We start from the raw sequence: 15,457 nt of genomic DNA on the forward strand, positions 1-15,457 counted from the left end.
GTTCCCCGCGCCCCTGGGTGCCTAGGGGCGCGGGGAACTGCGCGGGTGACCCCCACCGGGGCCGCAGCCGAACACAACCGGCACCCCCCGCGGAGCGGTCAGCGGAGGATGCCCTCCAGGAAGTCGCTGCCCAGGCGGTCCACCATCGTGACGTCCAACTGGTGCAGCACGTACCGCCCGCGCCGGCGAGTGGTCAGCAGCCCCGCCTTCTTCAGCACGCTCAGATGCCGGGATATCTCCGGAGCCGTCATCCCGTGCGTCTGCGCCAGCTCGCTCGTGGTGAACGTGCTGCGGGCCAGGCTCCGGCACAGCCGCATCCGCATCGGATGGGACAGGGCCGTCATCCGCAGCGTCAGCTGCTCGACGGAGGTCGGGACCGTCAGCTCCGGCGAGCCGACCGGGTAGTGGATCACCGGCTGCCACCCGTACCGGTGCAGCACCATGAGGTGCGGCCAGCCGAGGCTCGTCGGCACCAGCAGGAGACTGCCGGCCCGGATCGACGTGTGGCCGTGGCCCAGCTTGTCGACGACGATCCGGCCCGCGCCCTCGTCGAGCGTCACCGCGGCCGACACGGACGCCAGGGCCTCGCCCAGGCCCCGCCGGCCGAGCAGGTCCGTCTTGCGGCGGGCGTCCGCCGCGAGCTGGTGGCGCAGCCGCGACCAGGTGTCGGCGAAGAAGGCCTCGTCACAGTCCTCCAGGAACTGCCGCAGCCAGGCCCGGATCCGCGGCGGGTCGGCCAGCAGCCGCTCGGTGAACTCCGCCGGCCCCGGCCCGCGCGCGGCGGCCAGCTCAAGGGCCCGCCGGCGGGAGACGGGGTCGGCCAGGGCACCGGCGCCCTGCACGTCGTACGGCAGCGCGCAGGTGAACTCCAGGGCCGCGTCCACGAACTGCTCGTCCGCCAGCTTGTCGAGCAGGTCCAGCTCCTCGGCGAGCGTGGCGCCGGGAAGCGTGCTGCCGCCCGCGCCCGCGTACGGCAGGAACAGGTCCGAGAACGTCGTGCGCCACAGGAAGTCGGCCTCGCACATCCGGTCGGCCAGATGCGGGTCGAGACGGGCGGTCACACCCGTCGCCCAGCCCTGGAGGCCGGGGTGGTGGCCCGGCTCGGCCAGCGCGTGCAGTGCCATGCACAACTCGGCCAGGGGCGAGGGCACGACGGCCACCCGCTCCCTGCGCAGCCCGGAGATGTCGATGGTCACGCTCATGACCTCATGGTGCACCCCGCCACCGACAACGCGGCCCCCGATTGACGAGCGCCGTCAATCGACGGGACGCCGACGGGGGGTCCGGCGCACGCTGGGTCCACCGGGGCACCGCGGGGCCCACGGAGAACGCCCGGAACCGGAACCGATGTCGGCACCGGTTCCGGCGAACGTCCGTACCCGTCCCGAGAAGGCGATCCGTCATGAGCATCACCCAGCAGTACCTACTGGACACCTATCGCGCCCGGCAGCACGGCGACCCGACCCCGCCCGCCCCCGGCGCCCACGACTGGCAGGTCATGCGCGAACTGCCCGACCACCGGCAGTTCCGCGCGGTCCTGGCGGGCCGCCCTGCCCGGGGTCGGACACGGGCACGGATGGGGACGGCCTGGGCGCGCCTGTTCGCCCGCCCGAGCCGGAAGGCCCGCCCCAGCAGGCCGGCCGAGCCGAGCAGGCCGGCCGGACCGGTGATCAGCGGGGAATGCGCGCCACGAACTCCCTGACGGCGGCCCGTACGTCGTCCGCCGTCCACTCCAGGCCCGGCGCGCCCACCGTGACCTCGGTGTACGCGATGCCGGGCCCGCGCGGGTCCCAGACCTGCGGGAAGAGCGACACGCCCGTCTCCTCCGCCTGCAGCGTCCCCGCGTCGGTCAGGCCGTCGGCCTCGTACGGCAGCCACACCTGGAACTGGTGCGTGTGCGGCTCCTCCGGGTGGACCCGCGCCCAGGGGAGCCCCGCCGCGGCGAACCCCTCCCGCAGCGCCCCGGCGACCACGCGCGCGTGGGCCACGTACTCCGGCAGCCGGGGCAGTTCCCGCTCCAGGCCGATCAGCGCGGACAGGGCGGTGGGGAACTGCTGGAGGATCTGGCCGCCGTACCGGTGGCGCCAGGCCTTCGCCTCGTCGACCAGCGTCCTCGGGCCCGCGAGCGCGGCGCCGCCGAAGCCGCCCAGCGACTTGTAGAAGGACACGTAGACACTGTCCGCGAGGTCCGCGATCTCGGCCAGGGAGCGGCCGAAATGCGTGCCGCACTCCCACAGGCGGGCCCCGTCGAAGTGCACCACGGCGTCGCGTTCGCGTGCCGCGTCCGTGACGGCGACCAGCTCCTCCCAGGAGGGCAGCAGGAAACCGGCCTCCCGGAGCGGCAGTTCGAGGAACAGCGCCCCGAAGGGCTCGTCCAGGTCGCGCACCTCGTCGGCACAGGGCATCCGCGGCTCGCTCGTGGGATGGACGGTCCGCAGACCGCTGACGGTGCTGAAGGAATGCCTCTCGTGGACCTCCGGGTGCGACAGCGGATGCATCGCCACCGTCGCGTTGCCCGTACGGCCCGCCCAGCAGCGCAGCGCCACCTGCTGGGCCATGGTCCCCGACGGGAAGAAGGCGGCGGCCTCCTTGCCGAGCAGGGCGGCGACCCGCTCCTCCAGGGTCTCCACGATCCCGTTGCCGTACATGTCCACCGGCAGGTCCAGGTCGTACACGTCCGGCGCGGCGTCCGTCAGCCCGGTCAGCAGCTCACCGACCGTGGCACGGAAACCGGGCCGCCACAGCGCCCGGCGGGCCCCTCGCCAGGCGACCCTGCGCCGCTCCCGCCGCTGCTTCGGCGACTGCTCCACCACTTCCGACCCCTGCGCCGCATCGCTCATGCTCCGGATGATGCAGGACGCCGTGCCGGGGAGCACCTGAATTCCACGGCGGTCCCCGTACCGCGGCCTGTGGATTTCCCACAGGCTGTGGACAAGAACCTGTGGACGGAAAAACGGCCTCGGACCGATCGCGTTAACATGACGAGAAAGCGTCCGGTACCCCGAGCGGACTGGAACGGAAGGCCGCCGTCGAGTGAGTACATTCCCCCAGGCAGACCCCAAGGACCGCCCCGCGCGCCTCACCGTCGGCGTCGTCGGCGCCGGGCGTGTGGGCCCCGCGCTGGCCGCGTCGCTCCAGCTGGCCGGGCACCGCCCGGTGGCCGTGTCCGGGGTCTCCGACGCCTCCCGGCGCCGCGCCGCGCACCTGCTGCCCGACGTGCCGCTGGTGACACCCGAGCAGGTCCTGGAGCGGGCCGACCTGGTCCTGCTGACGGTCCCCGACGACGCCCTGCCGGGCCTGGTCGAAGGGCTCGTCGACACCGGCTCCGTGCGGCCGGGCCAGCTCCTCGTGCACACCTCGGGGCGGTACGGGGCGAGGATCCTCGACCCCGCCCTGCGCGCCGGGGCACTGCCGCTGGCCCTGCACCCCGCGATGACGTTCAGCGGCACCCCCGTGGACGTGCAGCGGCTCGCCGGATGCTCCTTCGGGATCACCGCCCCCGACGAGCTGCGGCTGGCCGCCGAGGCCCTGGTCATCGAGATGGGCGGCGAGCCCGAATGGATCGCCGAGGAGTCCCGGCCGCTGTACCACGCGGCCCTCGCCCTGGGCGCCAACCACCTGGTGACCCTGGTCGCCGAGTCCATGGACCTGCTGCGCACGGCCGGCGTCGACGCCCCGGACCGGATGCTGGGCCCGCTGCTCGGCGCCGCACTGGACAACGCCCTCAGATCGGGCGACGCGGCCCTCACCGGACCGGTGGCACGCGGCGACGCGGGCACGGTCGCCGCGCACATCACCGAACTGCGCGCGCACGCCCCGCAGACCGTCGCCGGCTACCTCGCGATGGCCCGCGCGACGGCCGACCGGGCCCTCGCCCACGGCCTGCTCAAGCCGGAGCTCGCCGAGGACCTCCTGGGCGTACTCGCCGACGGCCCCGACGGACCGGACGTCCCCGAAGGAGACGTCCGATGACGCGCGCAGGTTCACTCTCGGGCGCCGGGACCCCGCGCGCCGGGAACGGAGCAGCCCGATGACCACCGTCCTGCTGAACACCGCCGCCGAGCTCCGCGCGCGCCCGCGCACGGGCCGCCGCGCCGTCGTCATGACGATGGGCGCCCTGCACGAGGGCCACGCCACCCTGATCCGCACCGCCAGGGAGCTCGCGGGAGCCGACGGCGAGGTCGTCGTCACCGTCTTCGTCAACCCCCTCCAGTTCGGCGCGGGCGAGGACCTCGACCGCTACCCGCGCACCCTGGACGCCGACATCAAGATCGCCGAGCAGGCGGGCGCGGACGCCGTGTTCGCCCCCTCCGTGGACGAGGTCTACCCGGGCGGCGAACCCCAGGTCCGGATCAGCGCGGGACCGATGGGGGAGCGCCTTGAGGGCTCGACACGGCCCGGGCACTTCGACGGGATGCTCACCGTCGTCGCCAAGATGCTGCACCTCACCGCGCCCGACGTGGCGCTGTTCGGGCAGAAGGACGCCCAGCAGCTCGCCCTGATCCGCCGCATGGTGCGCGACCTGAACTTCGGCATGGAGATCGTCGGCGTCCCCACGGTCCGCGAGGCGGACGGTCTCGCCCTGTCCAGCCGCAACCGCTATCTGTCGGCCGGTGAGCGCCGCACCGCGCTCGCCCTCTCCCAGGCCCTGTTCGCGGGCAGCGACCGGCACGCCGCCCAGGAGGCCCTGTGCGCCCGGGCCCGTGAGGTGCCCGCCACGCACGCGCGTGCCGAGGCCCTCAGCGCCATCGGCGAGTCCCGCGCCGCCGCCGACACGCACGCCGTCGCCAAGGCCGCCCCGGGAGGCCCCGCCGCGGTCCGCGCCGCCGCCCGGCTGGTCCTCGACGACGCGGCCCGGCTCAGCCCACCGCTCACCCTGGACTACCTGGCGCTGGTCGATCCGTCGGACTTCACCGAGATCCCGGACGGCCACACCGGAGAGGCGGTCCTCGCCGTCGCCGCCCGGGTCGGGACGACCCGGCTGATCGACAACATTCCTCTGACCTTCGGAGCCGCCTCGTGACCAGCACAGGCATACGACTGCACGCGCCCGCGCCCGGCTGGTCCGTCACCGCCGACGTCGTGGTCGTCGGCTCCGGAGTCGCCGGACTCACCACCGCGCTGCGCTGCGACGCCGCCGGTCTGCGCACGGTCGTCGTCACCAAGGCCCGCCTCGACGACGGCTCCACCCGCTGGGCCCAGGGCGGCATAGCCGCGGCCCTGGGAGAGGGCGACACCCCCGAGCAGCACCTCGACGACACGCTGGTCGCGGGCGCCGGCCTGTGCGACGAGGACGCCGTGCGCATCCTCGTCACCGAGGGCCCCGACGCCGTACGCCGTCTGATCGAGACCGGTGCCCACTTCGACGAGTCCGAGGAGGGCGATCTGCAGCTGACCCGCGAGGGCGGCCACCACCGCCGCCGTATCGCCCACGCGGGCGGCGACGCGACCGGCGCCGAGATCTCCCGGGCCCTCGTCGAGGCGGTCCGCGCGCGCGGGCTGCGCACGGTCGAGAACGCGCTCGTCCTGGACCTCCTCACGGACGCCGACGGACGGACCGCGGGCGTGACCCTGCACGTCATGGGGGAGGGCCAGCACGACGGCGTGGGAGCCGTCCACGCGCCCGCGGTGGTCCTCGCCACCGGCGGCATGGGCCAGGTCTTCTCGGCGACCACCAACCCGTCGGTGTCCACCGGCGACGGCGTGGCGCTGGCCCTGCGGGCGGGCGCCGAGGTCTCCGACCTGGAATTCGTGCAGTTCCACCCCACCGTGCTGTTCCTGGGCGCGGACGCGGAGGGCCAGCAGCCGCTCGTCTCCGAAGCGGTCCGCGGCGAGGGCGCCCACCTCGTCGACGCGCAGGGTGAGCGCTTCATGCTGGGGCAGCACGAACTGGCCGAACTGGCGCCGCGCGACATCGTCGCCAAGGGCATCACCCGGCGCATGCAGGAGCAGGGCGCCGAGCACATGTACCTGGACGCCCGGCACTTCGGGGCGCACATGTGGGAGCACCGCTTCCCCACGATCCTGGCCGCCTGCCGCACCCACGGCATCGACCCGGTCACCGAGCCGATCCCGGTCGCCCCGGCCGCCCACTACGCCTCCGGCGGCGTGCGCACCGACTCCCGGGGCCGCACGACCGTGCCCGGCCTGTACGCGTGCGGCGAGGTCGCCTGCACCGGCGTCCACGGCGCCAACCGGCTCGCCTCCAACTCCCTCCTGGAGGGCCTCGTCTACGCCGAGCGCATCGCGGCGGACATCGCCGACGGCCACGACGACAACCCTCCCGGGGAGGGCCGGCAGGACGGGAACAGCCCCCACGCGCGCGTGCCCGCGCCCGGCGCCGACCGGCCGCAGAAGCCCGGCCACCCGCTGCTCGCCGCCGAGGCGCGGTTCGCCATCCAGCGGATCATGACGGACGGCGCCGGCGTCCTGCGCTCGGCCGACTCCCTGGAGAGCGCCGCCGACCGCCTCCAGCAACTGCACACCGACGCCCGCGACGCCCTCGACGAGAACGGCAAGACCGCCGAGCCGGGCGTCGACACCTGGGAGGCCACCAACCTCCTGTGCGTGGCCCGCGTCCTGGTCGCCGCCGCCCGCCTCCGCGAGGAGACCCGCGGCTGCCACTGGCGCGAGGACCGGGGCGAACGGGACGACGACAACTGGCGGCGCCACATCGTCGTACGTCTCAATCCCGACCGGACGCTCGCGGTACGCACCACCGACACCGCAGACTTCCCCCCGACACTTCCCCGGGCCCGCGACCGCGCGCGCACCGGGAGGACCCCCACGCCCAGCCCCCAGGAGCAGTGACAGAAGTGAGCACCCCGGACCTTCCCCTCCTCGACGGCGGTGGCTGCGGCGACGGCTGCGGCTGCGGCGAGTACAGCGCCGACGACGCGGAGTACGCCGAGTGCGGGCTCGACCCCGCCCTCGCGCAGCTCCTCGCCGACGCCGGGCTCGACCCCGTCGAGGTCGAGGACATCGCGCACCTGGCCATCGAGGAGGACCTCGACCACGGCGTGGACGTGACCACGGTCGCGACCATCCCCGAGGAGGCCGTCTCCACCGCCGACTTCACCGCCCGCGAGGCCGGTGTCGTGGCGGGCCTGCGGATCGCCGAGGCGGTCGTCTCCGTCGTCTGCACCGACGAGTTCGAGGTCGAGCGGCACGTCGACGACGGCGACCGCGTCGAAGCCGGCCAGCGGCTCCTGAGCGTCACGACCCGCACCAGGGACCTGCTGACGGCCGAGCGCAGCGCGCTGAACCTGCTGTGCCGCCTGTCCGGCATCGCGACGGCCACGCGCGCGTGGGCGGACGTCCTGGAGGGCACCGGCGCGCGCGTACGGGACACCCGCAAGACGACGCCCGGGCTGCGCTCCCTGGAGAAGTTCGCGGTCCGCAGCGGCGGCGGTGTCAACCACCGCATGTCCCTCTCCGACGCGGCCCTCGTCAAGGACAACCACGTGGTCGCCGCCGGCGGTGTCGCCCAGGCCTTCAAGGCCGTCCGGGAGACCTTCCCCGAGCTGCCCATCGAGGTCGAGGTCGACACCGTGGACCAGCTGCGCGAAGTCCTGGACGCGGGCGCCGACCTCGTCCTCCTGGACAACTTCACACCCACCGAGTGCGAGGAGGCCGTCGCCCTGGTGGGCGGGCGCGCGCTCCTGGAGGCCTCGGGGCGCCTCACCCTGGACACCGCCGCCGCGTACGCGCGCACGGGCGTCGACTTCCTCGCGGTGGGCGCCCTCACGCACTCCTCGCCCATCCTGGACATCGGCCTCGACCTGCGCGACGCCTCCGAGACGCCCCTGAGCGAGGCTGAGTAGGCATGCTGCTCACCATCGACGTCGGCAACACGCACACCGTCCTCGGGCTCTTCGACGGCGAGGACATCGTCGAGCACTGGCGCATCTCCACGGACGCGCGCCGCACCGCGGACGAACTGGCCGTGCTCCTCCAGGGCCTGATGGGCATGCACCCGCTCCTCGGCGACGAACTGGGCGACGGCATCGACGGCATCGCGATCTGCTCGACCGTCCCCTCGGTCCTGCACGAGCTGCGCGAGGTGACCCGCCGCTACTACGGGGACGTACCCGCCGTCCTCGTCGAGCCGGGCATCAAGACGGGCGTCCCGATCCTGATGGACAACCCCAAGGAGGTCGGCGCCGACCGCATCATCAACGCGGTCGCGGCGGTCGAGCTGTACGGCGGGCCCGCGATCGTCGTCGACTTCGGTACGGCGACGACCTTCGACGCGGTGTCCGCTCGCGGGGAGTACGCCGGTGGTGTCATCGCGCCCGGCATCGAGATCTCCGTGGAGGCGCTCGGGGTACGGGGGGCGCAGCTCCGCAAGATCGAGATCGCGCGGCCTCGTACGGTCATCGGCAAGAACACCGTCGAGGCGATGCAGTCCGGCATCGTCTACGGGTTCGCCGGGCAGGTCGACGGGGTCGTGCGCCGCATGGCCCGCGAACTCGCGGAGGACCCGGACGACGTGACCGTCATCGCCACGGGCGGGCTTGCGCCGATGGTGCTCGGTGAGGCGTCGGTGATCGACGAGCACGAGCCGTGGCTGACGCTGATCGGGCTGCGGCTGGTGTACGAACGGAACGTCTCCCGCACGTAGTCGCTCCGCTGGGGGCTCGTGGATATCTGCGGGTCCGCCGCGGCCGGTTGCGCAGTTCCCCGCGCCCCTGGGGGTGCTACCTGAGGTGGATGGGTATCTGCGAGTCCGCTGTGGCCGGTCGCGCAGTTCCCCGCGCCCCTGGGTGGGTGGGGGTGGTCGTGTGTGGGTGTGTGCGGGTTCGCTGTGGCTGGCCGCGCAGTTCCCCGCGCCCCTGGGTGGGTGGGGGCGGAGGACGTGCGTTGTCTGCAGCCCGTCCTGCGGACCCGCAGATACCCATCCACCCCAGGCGGCACGCCCCCCAGGGGCGCGAGGAACTGCGCGGCCAACCACGACGCGCCCGCAGATACCCATCCACCCCAGGCGGCACCCACCCAAGGGGCGCGGGGAACTGCGCGGCCAGCCGCGACGGACCCGCACGTGCCCGCCCACGGTCCCCCCGCCGGGCGGAACCCCCCGGTGGGAACCCCCCGGTGGGAACCGCCCGGTGGGAACCCCCCGGCGGAGCCACGCCGCACCACGGTCGATCTACCGGTTTTGTCTGATTAGCGCGTATCTTCGTGATCATGCCCACGCCTCACGGACCCCGCGGCGGCATGGCGTTCGGTACGGAGGAGCTGCGTGTGCTCCGACGTGCGCTCGCTCTCGCCCTTGACCCCGGCCCCGCCTCGGCCCAGGACCTCCAGGACTGCCTCCGCCTGGCGGAGAGCGTCGACGAGGCGACCCGCGAGGGCGCCCGTCTGCGCACCTTCCTGCTCGCCGACCTCGCCCGCTACCGCGCCGCACTGCCCGGCACGGCCGCCGGCTATCTGACGCTCATGGAGGAGGCCCTCGGCGCGGGCCACCGTCCGGTCCCCGACGACATGGCCGCCCTGCGCGCCCTGCGCGGCAACCCCGTGGCGGCAGCCCTCCTCGACCGCTGCGAGGCGCTCGTGGAGCAGGACGTGCGCACCCGCCTGGCCCGCCGCTCGGTACCGGCCTCACGCACCGGCTCCGGCGCCGGCTCCCGTACGCGGCTGACGGCCCTCCCCGGCGGAAAGCCCGCCGAGCGGCCCGACGGGCGGCCCGCCCAGGAACCGCCGCGCCGGGACCGCCCCATCCCCACCCCGGGCGAGGTCTTCCCCCCGAGGCGCAAGCCGACGGCTCCGCCCCCGAGCCCCGACACCCCTCCCCGGCAGCTCGCCGCCGTCTAGGGGGTGTCAACGGGCGGGTCCGCGACCCCGATCCCCGCCCGGCCCGGCGCCCTGGCTACTCTGGACGGCATGGAATACGTCTCCGCGCTCGTGCCCCCGGTAGTGATGGCCGTGTTCTTCATCGGTCTGATCGTGACGATCGTGAAGACCCAGGGCGGTGCCAACAAGGCCAAGGAGGACGCGGTCGTCGACGCGGTCCTCGCCCGCGCCGAGCACACCCGCCAGACCCCCCGCGACACCGAGGCCTGAGCGCGGCTCCCGCCCGCACCGCCCACGCTCACGGCACGGCGTACGACTCATATGCTTTTCGAGTCGTACGCCCTTTTTGTTGCTGTTTGTCGGCCGACGCCACGTCCACCACGTGATCGGTGACATCTCCCCCTATTGTTCTGCTGTGCCTCGCCCATTGGGAGAACTCGAAGACTCGGTCATGACGCGGGTGTGGAAGTGGAACCGCCCGGTGACCGTACGAGAAGTCCTGGAAGACCTTCAGCAGGAGCGGTCCATCGCCTACACCACGGTGATGACCGTTTTGGACAATCTCCATCAGAAGGGCTGGGTGCGCCGTGAGGCGGAAGGCCGGGCCTATCGATATGAGGCGGTCTCCACCCGTGCCGCCTACTCGGCCGCACTCATGAACGACGCCTGGACGCAGAGCGACAACCCGGCCGCCGCTCTCGTCGCCTTCTTCGGCATGATGTCCCCGCAACAGCGCGAAGCACTGCGCGATGCCGTACGTATCGTCCAAGGGCCGGAAACGCCCGCCCCGGAGAACACCGCGGCGGAGAACCGGACCGCCGAGAACCCCGTCGCGGAGAACCCCGCCGCCGCAGAGGGCGCGACCGGGGGATAGCGTCCGGTTCATGCCAGCAGAGCAGCCCGAAGTCAGCACTAATGCCCTCACTGTCCGCCGGGCCAGGACCAGCGATGTCCCGGCGGTTCGCGGTCTCCTTGACTCGTACGTCCGCGGGCGCATCCTGCTCGACAAAGCGACGGTCACGCTTTACGAGGACATCCAGGAGTTCTGGGTGGCGGAACGCGGCAGCGGTCCGAGTTCGGAGGTCGTGGGCTGCGGCGCTCTCCACGTCATGTGGGAAGACCTCGCGGAAGTGCGCACTCTCGCGGTGAACCCCGTGATGAAGGGTGCCGGCGTGGGGCATCAGTTGCTGGGGAAGTTGCTGGAGACCGCGCGCTGGCTCGGTGTTCGCCGCGTATTCTGCCTGACCTTCGAAGTCGACTTCTTCGCGAAGCACGGCTTCGTCGAGATCGGTGAGACGCCTGTTGACACCGATGTCTACGCCGAGCTGTTGCGTTCCTATGACGAGGGCGTGGCCGAGTTCCTGGGGCTCGAACGAGTGAAACCGAACACCTTGGGCAACAGCCGGATGCTTCTGCATCTGTGATCGCCTCCGCGTAATACTCCGGACATACCTCCGCTCCGGACCCGCCGACCCTTGCCCAGTGCCTCTATGTCCGAAACGCGCATGTTTCCGGTCTTCGCGGGTCTCGTCGGTCTCTCCCAGGGGTTTGTGTTTTTCCATCAAAAGCGGTTTGCTTTCCGACGTACTGCAGTAGTGCATATAACAGGGGACACGAAACTGCGGCGGCTGCCGTGGATCCTCGGCCCTGAAGATATCGATGAAAGGAAATCCGGTGGCACAGAAGGTTCAGGTCCTTCTTGTCGATGACCTCGACGGCGGCGAGGCGGACGAGACCGTGACGTTCGCGTTGGACGGCAAGACGTACGAGATCGATCTCACGACTGCCAATGCGGACAAGCTCCGTGGACTTCTTGAGCCGTACGTCAAGGGCGGCCGTCGTACCGGAGGCCGTGCTTCGGGTGGCCGTGGAAAGGCGCGCGCCGCTTCCGGTGGCAGCCAGGACACCGCGCAGATCCGTGCCTGGGCGAAGGAGAACGGTTACGAGGTCAATGACCGTGGCCGCGTTCCGGCGTCCATTCGTGAGGCCTACGAGAAGGCCAACGGCTGAGCACAGCCACGGCGCAGCCGGATGCGATGGCACTCCGACGCCATCGTCTCCACGAGTCGTACGAGATCGGGGGCGCCCCCACCGCCCCCGCCAAGAGCCGACAGCGTCGGCAGCGACGACTCCACCTCGCAGCCCGGCTCAGGGGGCCGCAGCCACACGGCGGCCCCCTGCGAGCCGGCGGCCCGGCCCTGATCCGCCCCACCGCCTTCGGCCGCCCCACGAGCGGCGGCACCGGCACGCGTACCGCCACCGGCCTCGCCGGGGACGCCGTGCGCGCCGCGGGCCAGGCCCGGCGGCAGCGGCGCCTCCACGCGCCCGCCCGCGCCTGTCGCCCCGATGTCCAGCGTGAGAGAGCCCCACTCCAGCCAGTCGAGGAGTCCCGGCAGTTCCTCCGCGCTCCCCGCGGCGACGAACAGCCGCATCCGGTCCCCCCGCACGGCCACCGGAGAACCGGGCCCCAGATGCCGCAGCGCCGCGTACCCCGCCTCCGCCGGCGCCTCCAGGACGTCGAAGCGCAGCCCCGTCAGCAGGCCGACCGGGGTACCGGGCACCGTCGCCCACCCCAGTTCGTTCTCGTACCAGTGCCGGACCGTGTCGTCCGGACGGACCGCGTCGGGCGGACGACGGGGAAAGGGGACCGTGGAGACCATGCAAGGCCAACCGCGACGGGAGCGCCCGGGTTACGCTGGGTGGTCCGGCATGTGCGAAGGGTGCCCGGAAAGCGGGCGCCCGGAGGCGGTCGGCGACGCAAGGGTGTTCGCCCGTAGCGGAGGGAACCGGCGCACTCGGCATGGAGTGTCGGTGCGGACGGGTAAGACATCCCTAGTGGGAGGGGCGACACGCATGGATCGGGCATCTCGCGTTCGCCATCGGCGTACTGATGGTGGGGGTATCTGTCTGGCCTGCGGGAACATCGTCTCGCACCATCGGGTTGGAGCAGATGTCGGCGTTCGGGGTCAGGAGGCCAAGGACGGTGTCGGCAGTTGGAATGAGCGGTCCCCGCTTGCGGGACTAAGCTGCGGAAGGACAGGGAGGGGAGCGTCCCCTTACTGCCTGACCGCTCTGAGGAGCGATTAACGATGTTCGAGAGGTTCACCGACCGCGCGCGGCGGGTTGTCGTCCTGGCTCAGGAAGAAGCCCGGATGCTCAACCACAACTACATCGGCACCGAGCACATCCTCCTGGGCCTGATCCACGAGGGTGAGGGTGTCGCCGCTAAGGCCCTGGAGAGCCTCGGGATTTCACTTGAGGCGGTCCGTCAGCAGGTGGAGGAGATCATCGGGCAGGGCCAGCAGGCTCCGTCCGGTCACATTCCCTTCACCCCTCGTGCCAAGAAGGTCCTGGAGCTCTCGCTCCGCGAGGCCCTTCAGCTGGGTCACAACTACATCGGCACGGAGCACATCCTGCTCGGCCTGATCCGTGAGGGCGAGGGCGTCGCCGCCCAGGTCCTGGTCAAGCTGGGTGCCGATCTCAACCGGGTGCGGCAGCAGGTCATCCAGCTGCTCTCCGGTTACCAGGGCAAGGAGACCGCCGGCGCCAGTGGCGGTCCTGCCGAGGGCACGCCCTCGACGTCCCTGGTCCTCGACCAGTTCGGCCGGAACCTCACCCAGGCCGCTCGTGAGTCCAAGCTCGACCCGGTCATCGGGCGCGAGAAGGAGATCGAGCGGGTCATGCAGGTGCTGTCCCGCCGTACGAAGAACAACCCGGTGCTCATCGGCGAGCCCGGCGTCGGCAAGACCGCCGTCGTCGAGGGCCTCGCCCAGGCCATCGTCAAGGGCGAGGTGCCCGAGACCCTCAAGGACAAGCACCTCTACACCCTGGACCTCGGCGCGCTGGTCGCCGGCTCCCGCTACCGCGGTGACTTCGAGGAGCGCCTGAAGAAGGTCCTCAAGGAGATCCGCACCCGCGGCGACATCATCCTGTTCATCGACGAGCTGCACACGCTGGTCGGTGCGGGTGCCGCCGAGGGCGCCATCGACGCCGCGAGCATCCTGAAGCCGATGCTGGCCCGTGGTGAGCTGCAGACCATCGGTGCCACGACGCTCGACGAGTACCGCAAGCACCTGGAGAAGGACGCCGCGCTGGAGCGCCGCTTCCAGCCCATCCAGGTCGCGGAGCCGTCGCTGCCGCACACCATCGAGATCCTCAAGGGCCTGCGGGACCGCTACGAGGCGCACCACCGCGTGTCCATCACGGACGAGGCCCTGGTGCAGGCGGCGACGCTCGCCGACCGGTACATCTCGGACCGCTTCCTGCCGGACAAGGCGATCGACCTGATCGACGAGGCCGGTTCCCGGATGCGCATCCGCCGGATGACCGCGCCGCCGGACCTCCGCGAGTTCGACGAGAAGATCGCCGGCGTGCGCCGCGACAAGGAGTCCGCGATCGACTCGCAGGACTTCGAGAAGGCCGCTTCGCTGCGCGACAAGGAGAAGCAGCTCCTGGCCGCCAAGGCCAAGCGCGAGAAGGAGTGGAAGGCCGGCGACATGGACGTCGTCGCGGAGGTCGACGGCGAGCTGATCGCCGAGGTCCTCGCGACCGCCACCGGCATCCCGGTCTTCAAGCTGACCGAGGAGGAGTCCTCGCGTCTGCTGCGCATGGAGGACGAGCTCCACAAGCGGGTCATCGGCCAGGTCGACGCCGTCAAGGCGCTGTCGAAGGCGATCCGTCGTACGCGCGCCGGTCTGAAGGACCCCAAGCGCCCCGGCGGTTCGTTCATCTTCGCCGGTCCGTCCGGTGTCGGTAAGACCGAGCTGTCCAAGGCACTCGCGGAGTTCCTCTTCGGTGACGAGGACGCGCTGATCTCCCTCGACATGTCGGAGTTCAGCGAGAAGCACACGGTCTCGCGTCTCTTCGGCTCGCCCCCCGGCTACGTGGGGTACGAGGAGGGCGGCCAGCTCACCGAGAAGGTCCGCCGCAAGCCGTTCTCCGTCGTCCTCTTCGACGAGGTCGAGAAGGCCCACCCGGACATCTTCAACTCGCTGCTGCAGATCCTGGAGGACGGTCGTCTGACCGACTCCCAGGGCCGGGTCGTGGACTTCAAGAACACGGTCATCATCATGACGACCAACCTCGGCACGCGGGACATCTCCAAGGGCTTCAACCTGGGCTTCGCGGCCTCGGGCGACAAGAAGACCAACTACGAGCGCATGAAGAACAAGGTCTCGGACGAGCTCAAGCAGCACTTCCGGCCCGAGTTCCTCAACCGCGTCGACGACGTGGTCGTCTTCCCGCAGCTCACGCAGGACGACATCCTCACGATCGTCGACCTGATGATCGGCAAGGTCGACGAGCGCCTCAAGGACCGGGACATGGGCATCGAGCTCTCCCAGTCCGCCAAGGAGCTGCTGTCGAAGAAGGGTTACGACCCGGTGCTGGGCGCGCGTCCGCTGCGTCGCACGATCCAGCGCGAGGTCGAGGACACCCTCTCCGAGAAGATCCTCTTCGGTGAGCTGCGCCCCGGTCACATCGTGGTCGTGGACACCGAGGGCGAGGGTGAGAACCAGACCTTCACCTTCCGCGGCGAGGAGAAGTCCGCGCTGCCGGACGTTCCGCCGATCGAGCAGGCGGCCGGTGGGGCAGGCCCCAACCTGAGCAAGGAGGCGTGACCTCCGGGTCCGTCTGAGAACGCCCGATGGGGCCGGTGCTTTCGAGC

General features: G+C 71.6%; 15 protein-coding genes. 12 read left to right on the plus strand and 3 right to left on the minus strand.

What is annotated here, in order from left to right; all coding sequences use genetic code 11:
* Positions 1 to 98: 98 nt before the first annotated feature.
* On the minus strand, positions 99 to 1,202 hold the full coding sequence (locus tag ACFWGJ_RS30725) for a DUF5937 family protein (protein WP_387331221.1): 1,104 nt from the start codon (positions 1,200 to 1,202) through the stop codon (positions 99 to 101).
* 200 nt (positions 1,203 to 1,402) lie between these two features.
* Between ACFWGJ_RS30725 and ACFWGJ_RS30730 the strand changes: the two genes are divergently transcribed.
* On the plus strand, positions 1,403 to 1,702 hold the full coding sequence (locus ACFWGJ_RS30730) for a hypothetical protein (RefSeq protein ID WP_387331223.1): 300 nt from the start codon (positions 1,403 to 1,405) through the stop codon (positions 1,700 to 1,702).
* Here ACFWGJ_RS30730 and ACFWGJ_RS30735 read toward each other — a convergent pair.
* A complete protein-coding gene (locus ACFWGJ_RS30735) occupies positions 1,671 to 2,840 on the minus strand; it encodes a threonine aldolase family protein (protein WP_387331225.1) in 1,170 nt (389 codons plus the stop codon). The genes ACFWGJ_RS30730 and ACFWGJ_RS30735 overlap by 32 nt on opposite strands.
* Positions 2,841 to 3,033: 193 nt before the next feature.
* On the opposite strand from ACFWGJ_RS30735, the gene ACFWGJ_RS30740 reads away from it, so the two are divergent.
* The 10 genes from ACFWGJ_RS30740 to ACFWGJ_RS30785 all read left to right on the plus strand — a co-directional run bounded on the left by ACFWGJ_RS30740 (position 3,034) and on the right by ACFWGJ_RS30785 (position 11,802).
* On the plus strand, positions 3,034 to 3,972 hold the full coding sequence (locus tag ACFWGJ_RS30740; RefSeq protein WP_387331227.1) for a Rossmann-like and DUF2520 domain-containing protein: 939 nt from the start codon (positions 3,034 to 3,036) through the stop codon (positions 3,970 to 3,972).
* A 58-nt stretch (positions 3,973 to 4,030) separates the two neighbouring features.
* Positions 4,031 to 5,023 (plus strand): pantoate--beta-alanine ligase, encoded by a 993-nt coding sequence (gene panC, locus ACFWGJ_RS30745; RefSeq protein WP_387331229.1) that lies wholly within the window; start codon positions 4,031 to 4,033, stop codon positions 5,021 to 5,023.
* Positions 5,020 to 6,810, plus strand: a complete 1,791-nt coding sequence (locus tag ACFWGJ_RS30750) for an L-aspartate oxidase (RefSeq protein WP_387331231.1) — start codon at positions 5,020 to 5,022, stop codon at positions 6,808 to 6,810. Before panC ends, ACFWGJ_RS30750 begins: the two co-directional genes overlap by 4 nt.
* 5 nt (positions 6,811 to 6,815) lie before the next feature.
* Entirely contained in the window at positions 6,816 to 7,823 is a 1,008-nt protein-coding gene (gene nadC / locus ACFWGJ_RS30755; protein WP_387331233.1) for a carboxylating nicotinate-nucleotide diphosphorylase, read from the plus strand.
* A gap of 2 nt (positions 7,824 to 7,825) precedes the next feature.
* Complete coding sequence (locus ACFWGJ_RS30760) at positions 7,826 to 8,623, plus strand: type III pantothenate kinase (protein WP_387331235.1); 798 nt, start codon at positions 7,826 to 7,828, stop codon at positions 8,621 to 8,623.
* Positions 8,624 to 9,216: 593 nt separating this feature from the next.
* Complete coding sequence (locus ACFWGJ_RS30765; RefSeq protein WP_387331243.1) at positions 9,217 to 9,813, plus strand: hypothetical protein; 597 nt, start codon at positions 9,217 to 9,219, stop codon at positions 9,811 to 9,813.
* A 69-nt stretch (positions 9,814 to 9,882) separates the two neighbouring features.
* Entirely contained in the window at positions 9,883 to 10,062 is a 180-nt protein-coding gene (locus tag ACFWGJ_RS30770) for a hypothetical protein (protein ID WP_328495670.1), read from the plus strand.
* 145 nt (positions 10,063 to 10,207) lie between these two features.
* Positions 10,208 to 10,666 (plus strand): BlaI/MecI/CopY family transcriptional regulator, encoded by a 459-nt coding sequence (locus ACFWGJ_RS30775; protein WP_387331238.1) that lies wholly within the window; start codon positions 10,208 to 10,210, stop codon positions 10,664 to 10,666.
* 10 nt (positions 10,667 to 10,676) lie between these two features.
* Entirely contained in the window at positions 10,677 to 11,216 is a 540-nt protein-coding gene (locus tag ACFWGJ_RS30780) for an amino-acid N-acetyltransferase (RefSeq protein ID WP_107022349.1), read from the plus strand.
* Positions 11,217 to 11,466: 250 nt separating this feature from the next.
* The gene (locus ACFWGJ_RS30785) at positions 11,467 to 11,802 is read left to right on the plus strand and encodes an Lsr2 family protein (RefSeq protein WP_030573823.1); all 336 of its coding nucleotides are present in this window, start codon (positions 11,467 to 11,469) and stop codon (positions 11,800 to 11,802) included.
* On the opposite strand, the gene ACFWGJ_RS30790 is transcribed toward ACFWGJ_RS30785, so the two are convergent.
* Entirely contained in the window at positions 11,781 to 12,452 is a 672-nt protein-coding gene (locus tag ACFWGJ_RS30790; RefSeq protein ID WP_387331241.1) for an SCO3374 family protein, read from the minus strand. The genes ACFWGJ_RS30785 and ACFWGJ_RS30790 overlap by 22 nt on opposite strands.
* A gap of 429 nt (positions 12,453 to 12,881) precedes the next feature.
* On the opposite strand from ACFWGJ_RS30790, the gene ACFWGJ_RS30795 reads away from it, so the two are divergent.
* Positions 12,882 to 15,410: an ATP-dependent Clp protease ATP-binding subunit gene (locus tag ACFWGJ_RS30795; RefSeq protein ID WP_107022352.1), complete on the plus strand. Its 2,529-nt coding sequence runs from the start codon at positions 12,882 to 12,884 to the stop codon at positions 15,408 to 15,410.
* Positions 15,411 to 15,457 lie beyond the last annotated feature (47 nt).

This window comes from Streptomyces sp. NPDC060205, assembly GCF_042728395.1.
GTDB lineage: Bacteria > Actinomycetota > Actinomycetes > Streptomycetales > Streptomycetaceae > Streptomyces.

Excerpts from the sequence above, each read along its gene's own strand:
- ACFWGJ_RS30725 (WP_387331221.1), bottom strand. The coding sequence starts at position 1,202 with ATGAGCGTGACCATCGACATCTCCGGGCTGCGCAGGGAGCGGGTGGCC.
- ACFWGJ_RS30730 (WP_387331223.1), top strand. The coding sequence starts at position 1,403 with ATGAGCATCACCCAGCAGTACCTACTGGACACCTATCGCGCCCGGCAG.
- ACFWGJ_RS30735 (WP_387331225.1), bottom strand. The coding sequence starts at position 2,840 with ATGAGCGATGCGGCGCAGGGGTCGGAAGTGGTGGAGCAGTCGCCGAAG.
- panC (WP_387331229.1), top strand. The coding sequence starts at position 4,031 with ATGACCACCGTCCTGCTGAACACCGCCGCCGAGCTCCGCGCGCGCCCG.
- ACFWGJ_RS30760 (WP_387331235.1), top strand. The coding sequence starts at position 7,826 with ATGCTGCTCACCATCGACGTCGGCAACACGCACACCGTCCTCGGGCTC.
- ACFWGJ_RS30765 (WP_387331243.1), top strand. The coding sequence starts at position 9,217 with ATGGCGTTCGGTACGGAGGAGCTGCGTGTGCTCCGACGTGCGCTCGCT.
- ACFWGJ_RS30770 (WP_328495670.1), top strand. The coding sequence starts at position 9,883 with ATGGAATACGTCTCCGCGCTCGTGCCCCCGGTAGTGATGGCCGTGTTC.
- ACFWGJ_RS30780 (WP_107022349.1), top strand. The coding sequence starts at position 10,677 with ATGCCAGCAGAGCAGCCCGAAGTCAGCACTAATGCCCTCACTGTCCGC.
- ACFWGJ_RS30790 (WP_387331241.1), bottom strand. The coding sequence starts at position 12,452 with ATGGTCTCCACGGTCCCCTTTCCCCGTCGTCCGCCCGACGCGGTCCGT.
- ACFWGJ_RS30795 (WP_107022352.1), top strand. The coding sequence starts at position 12,882 with ATGTTCGAGAGGTTCACCGACCGCGCGCGGCGGGTTGTCGTCCTGGCT.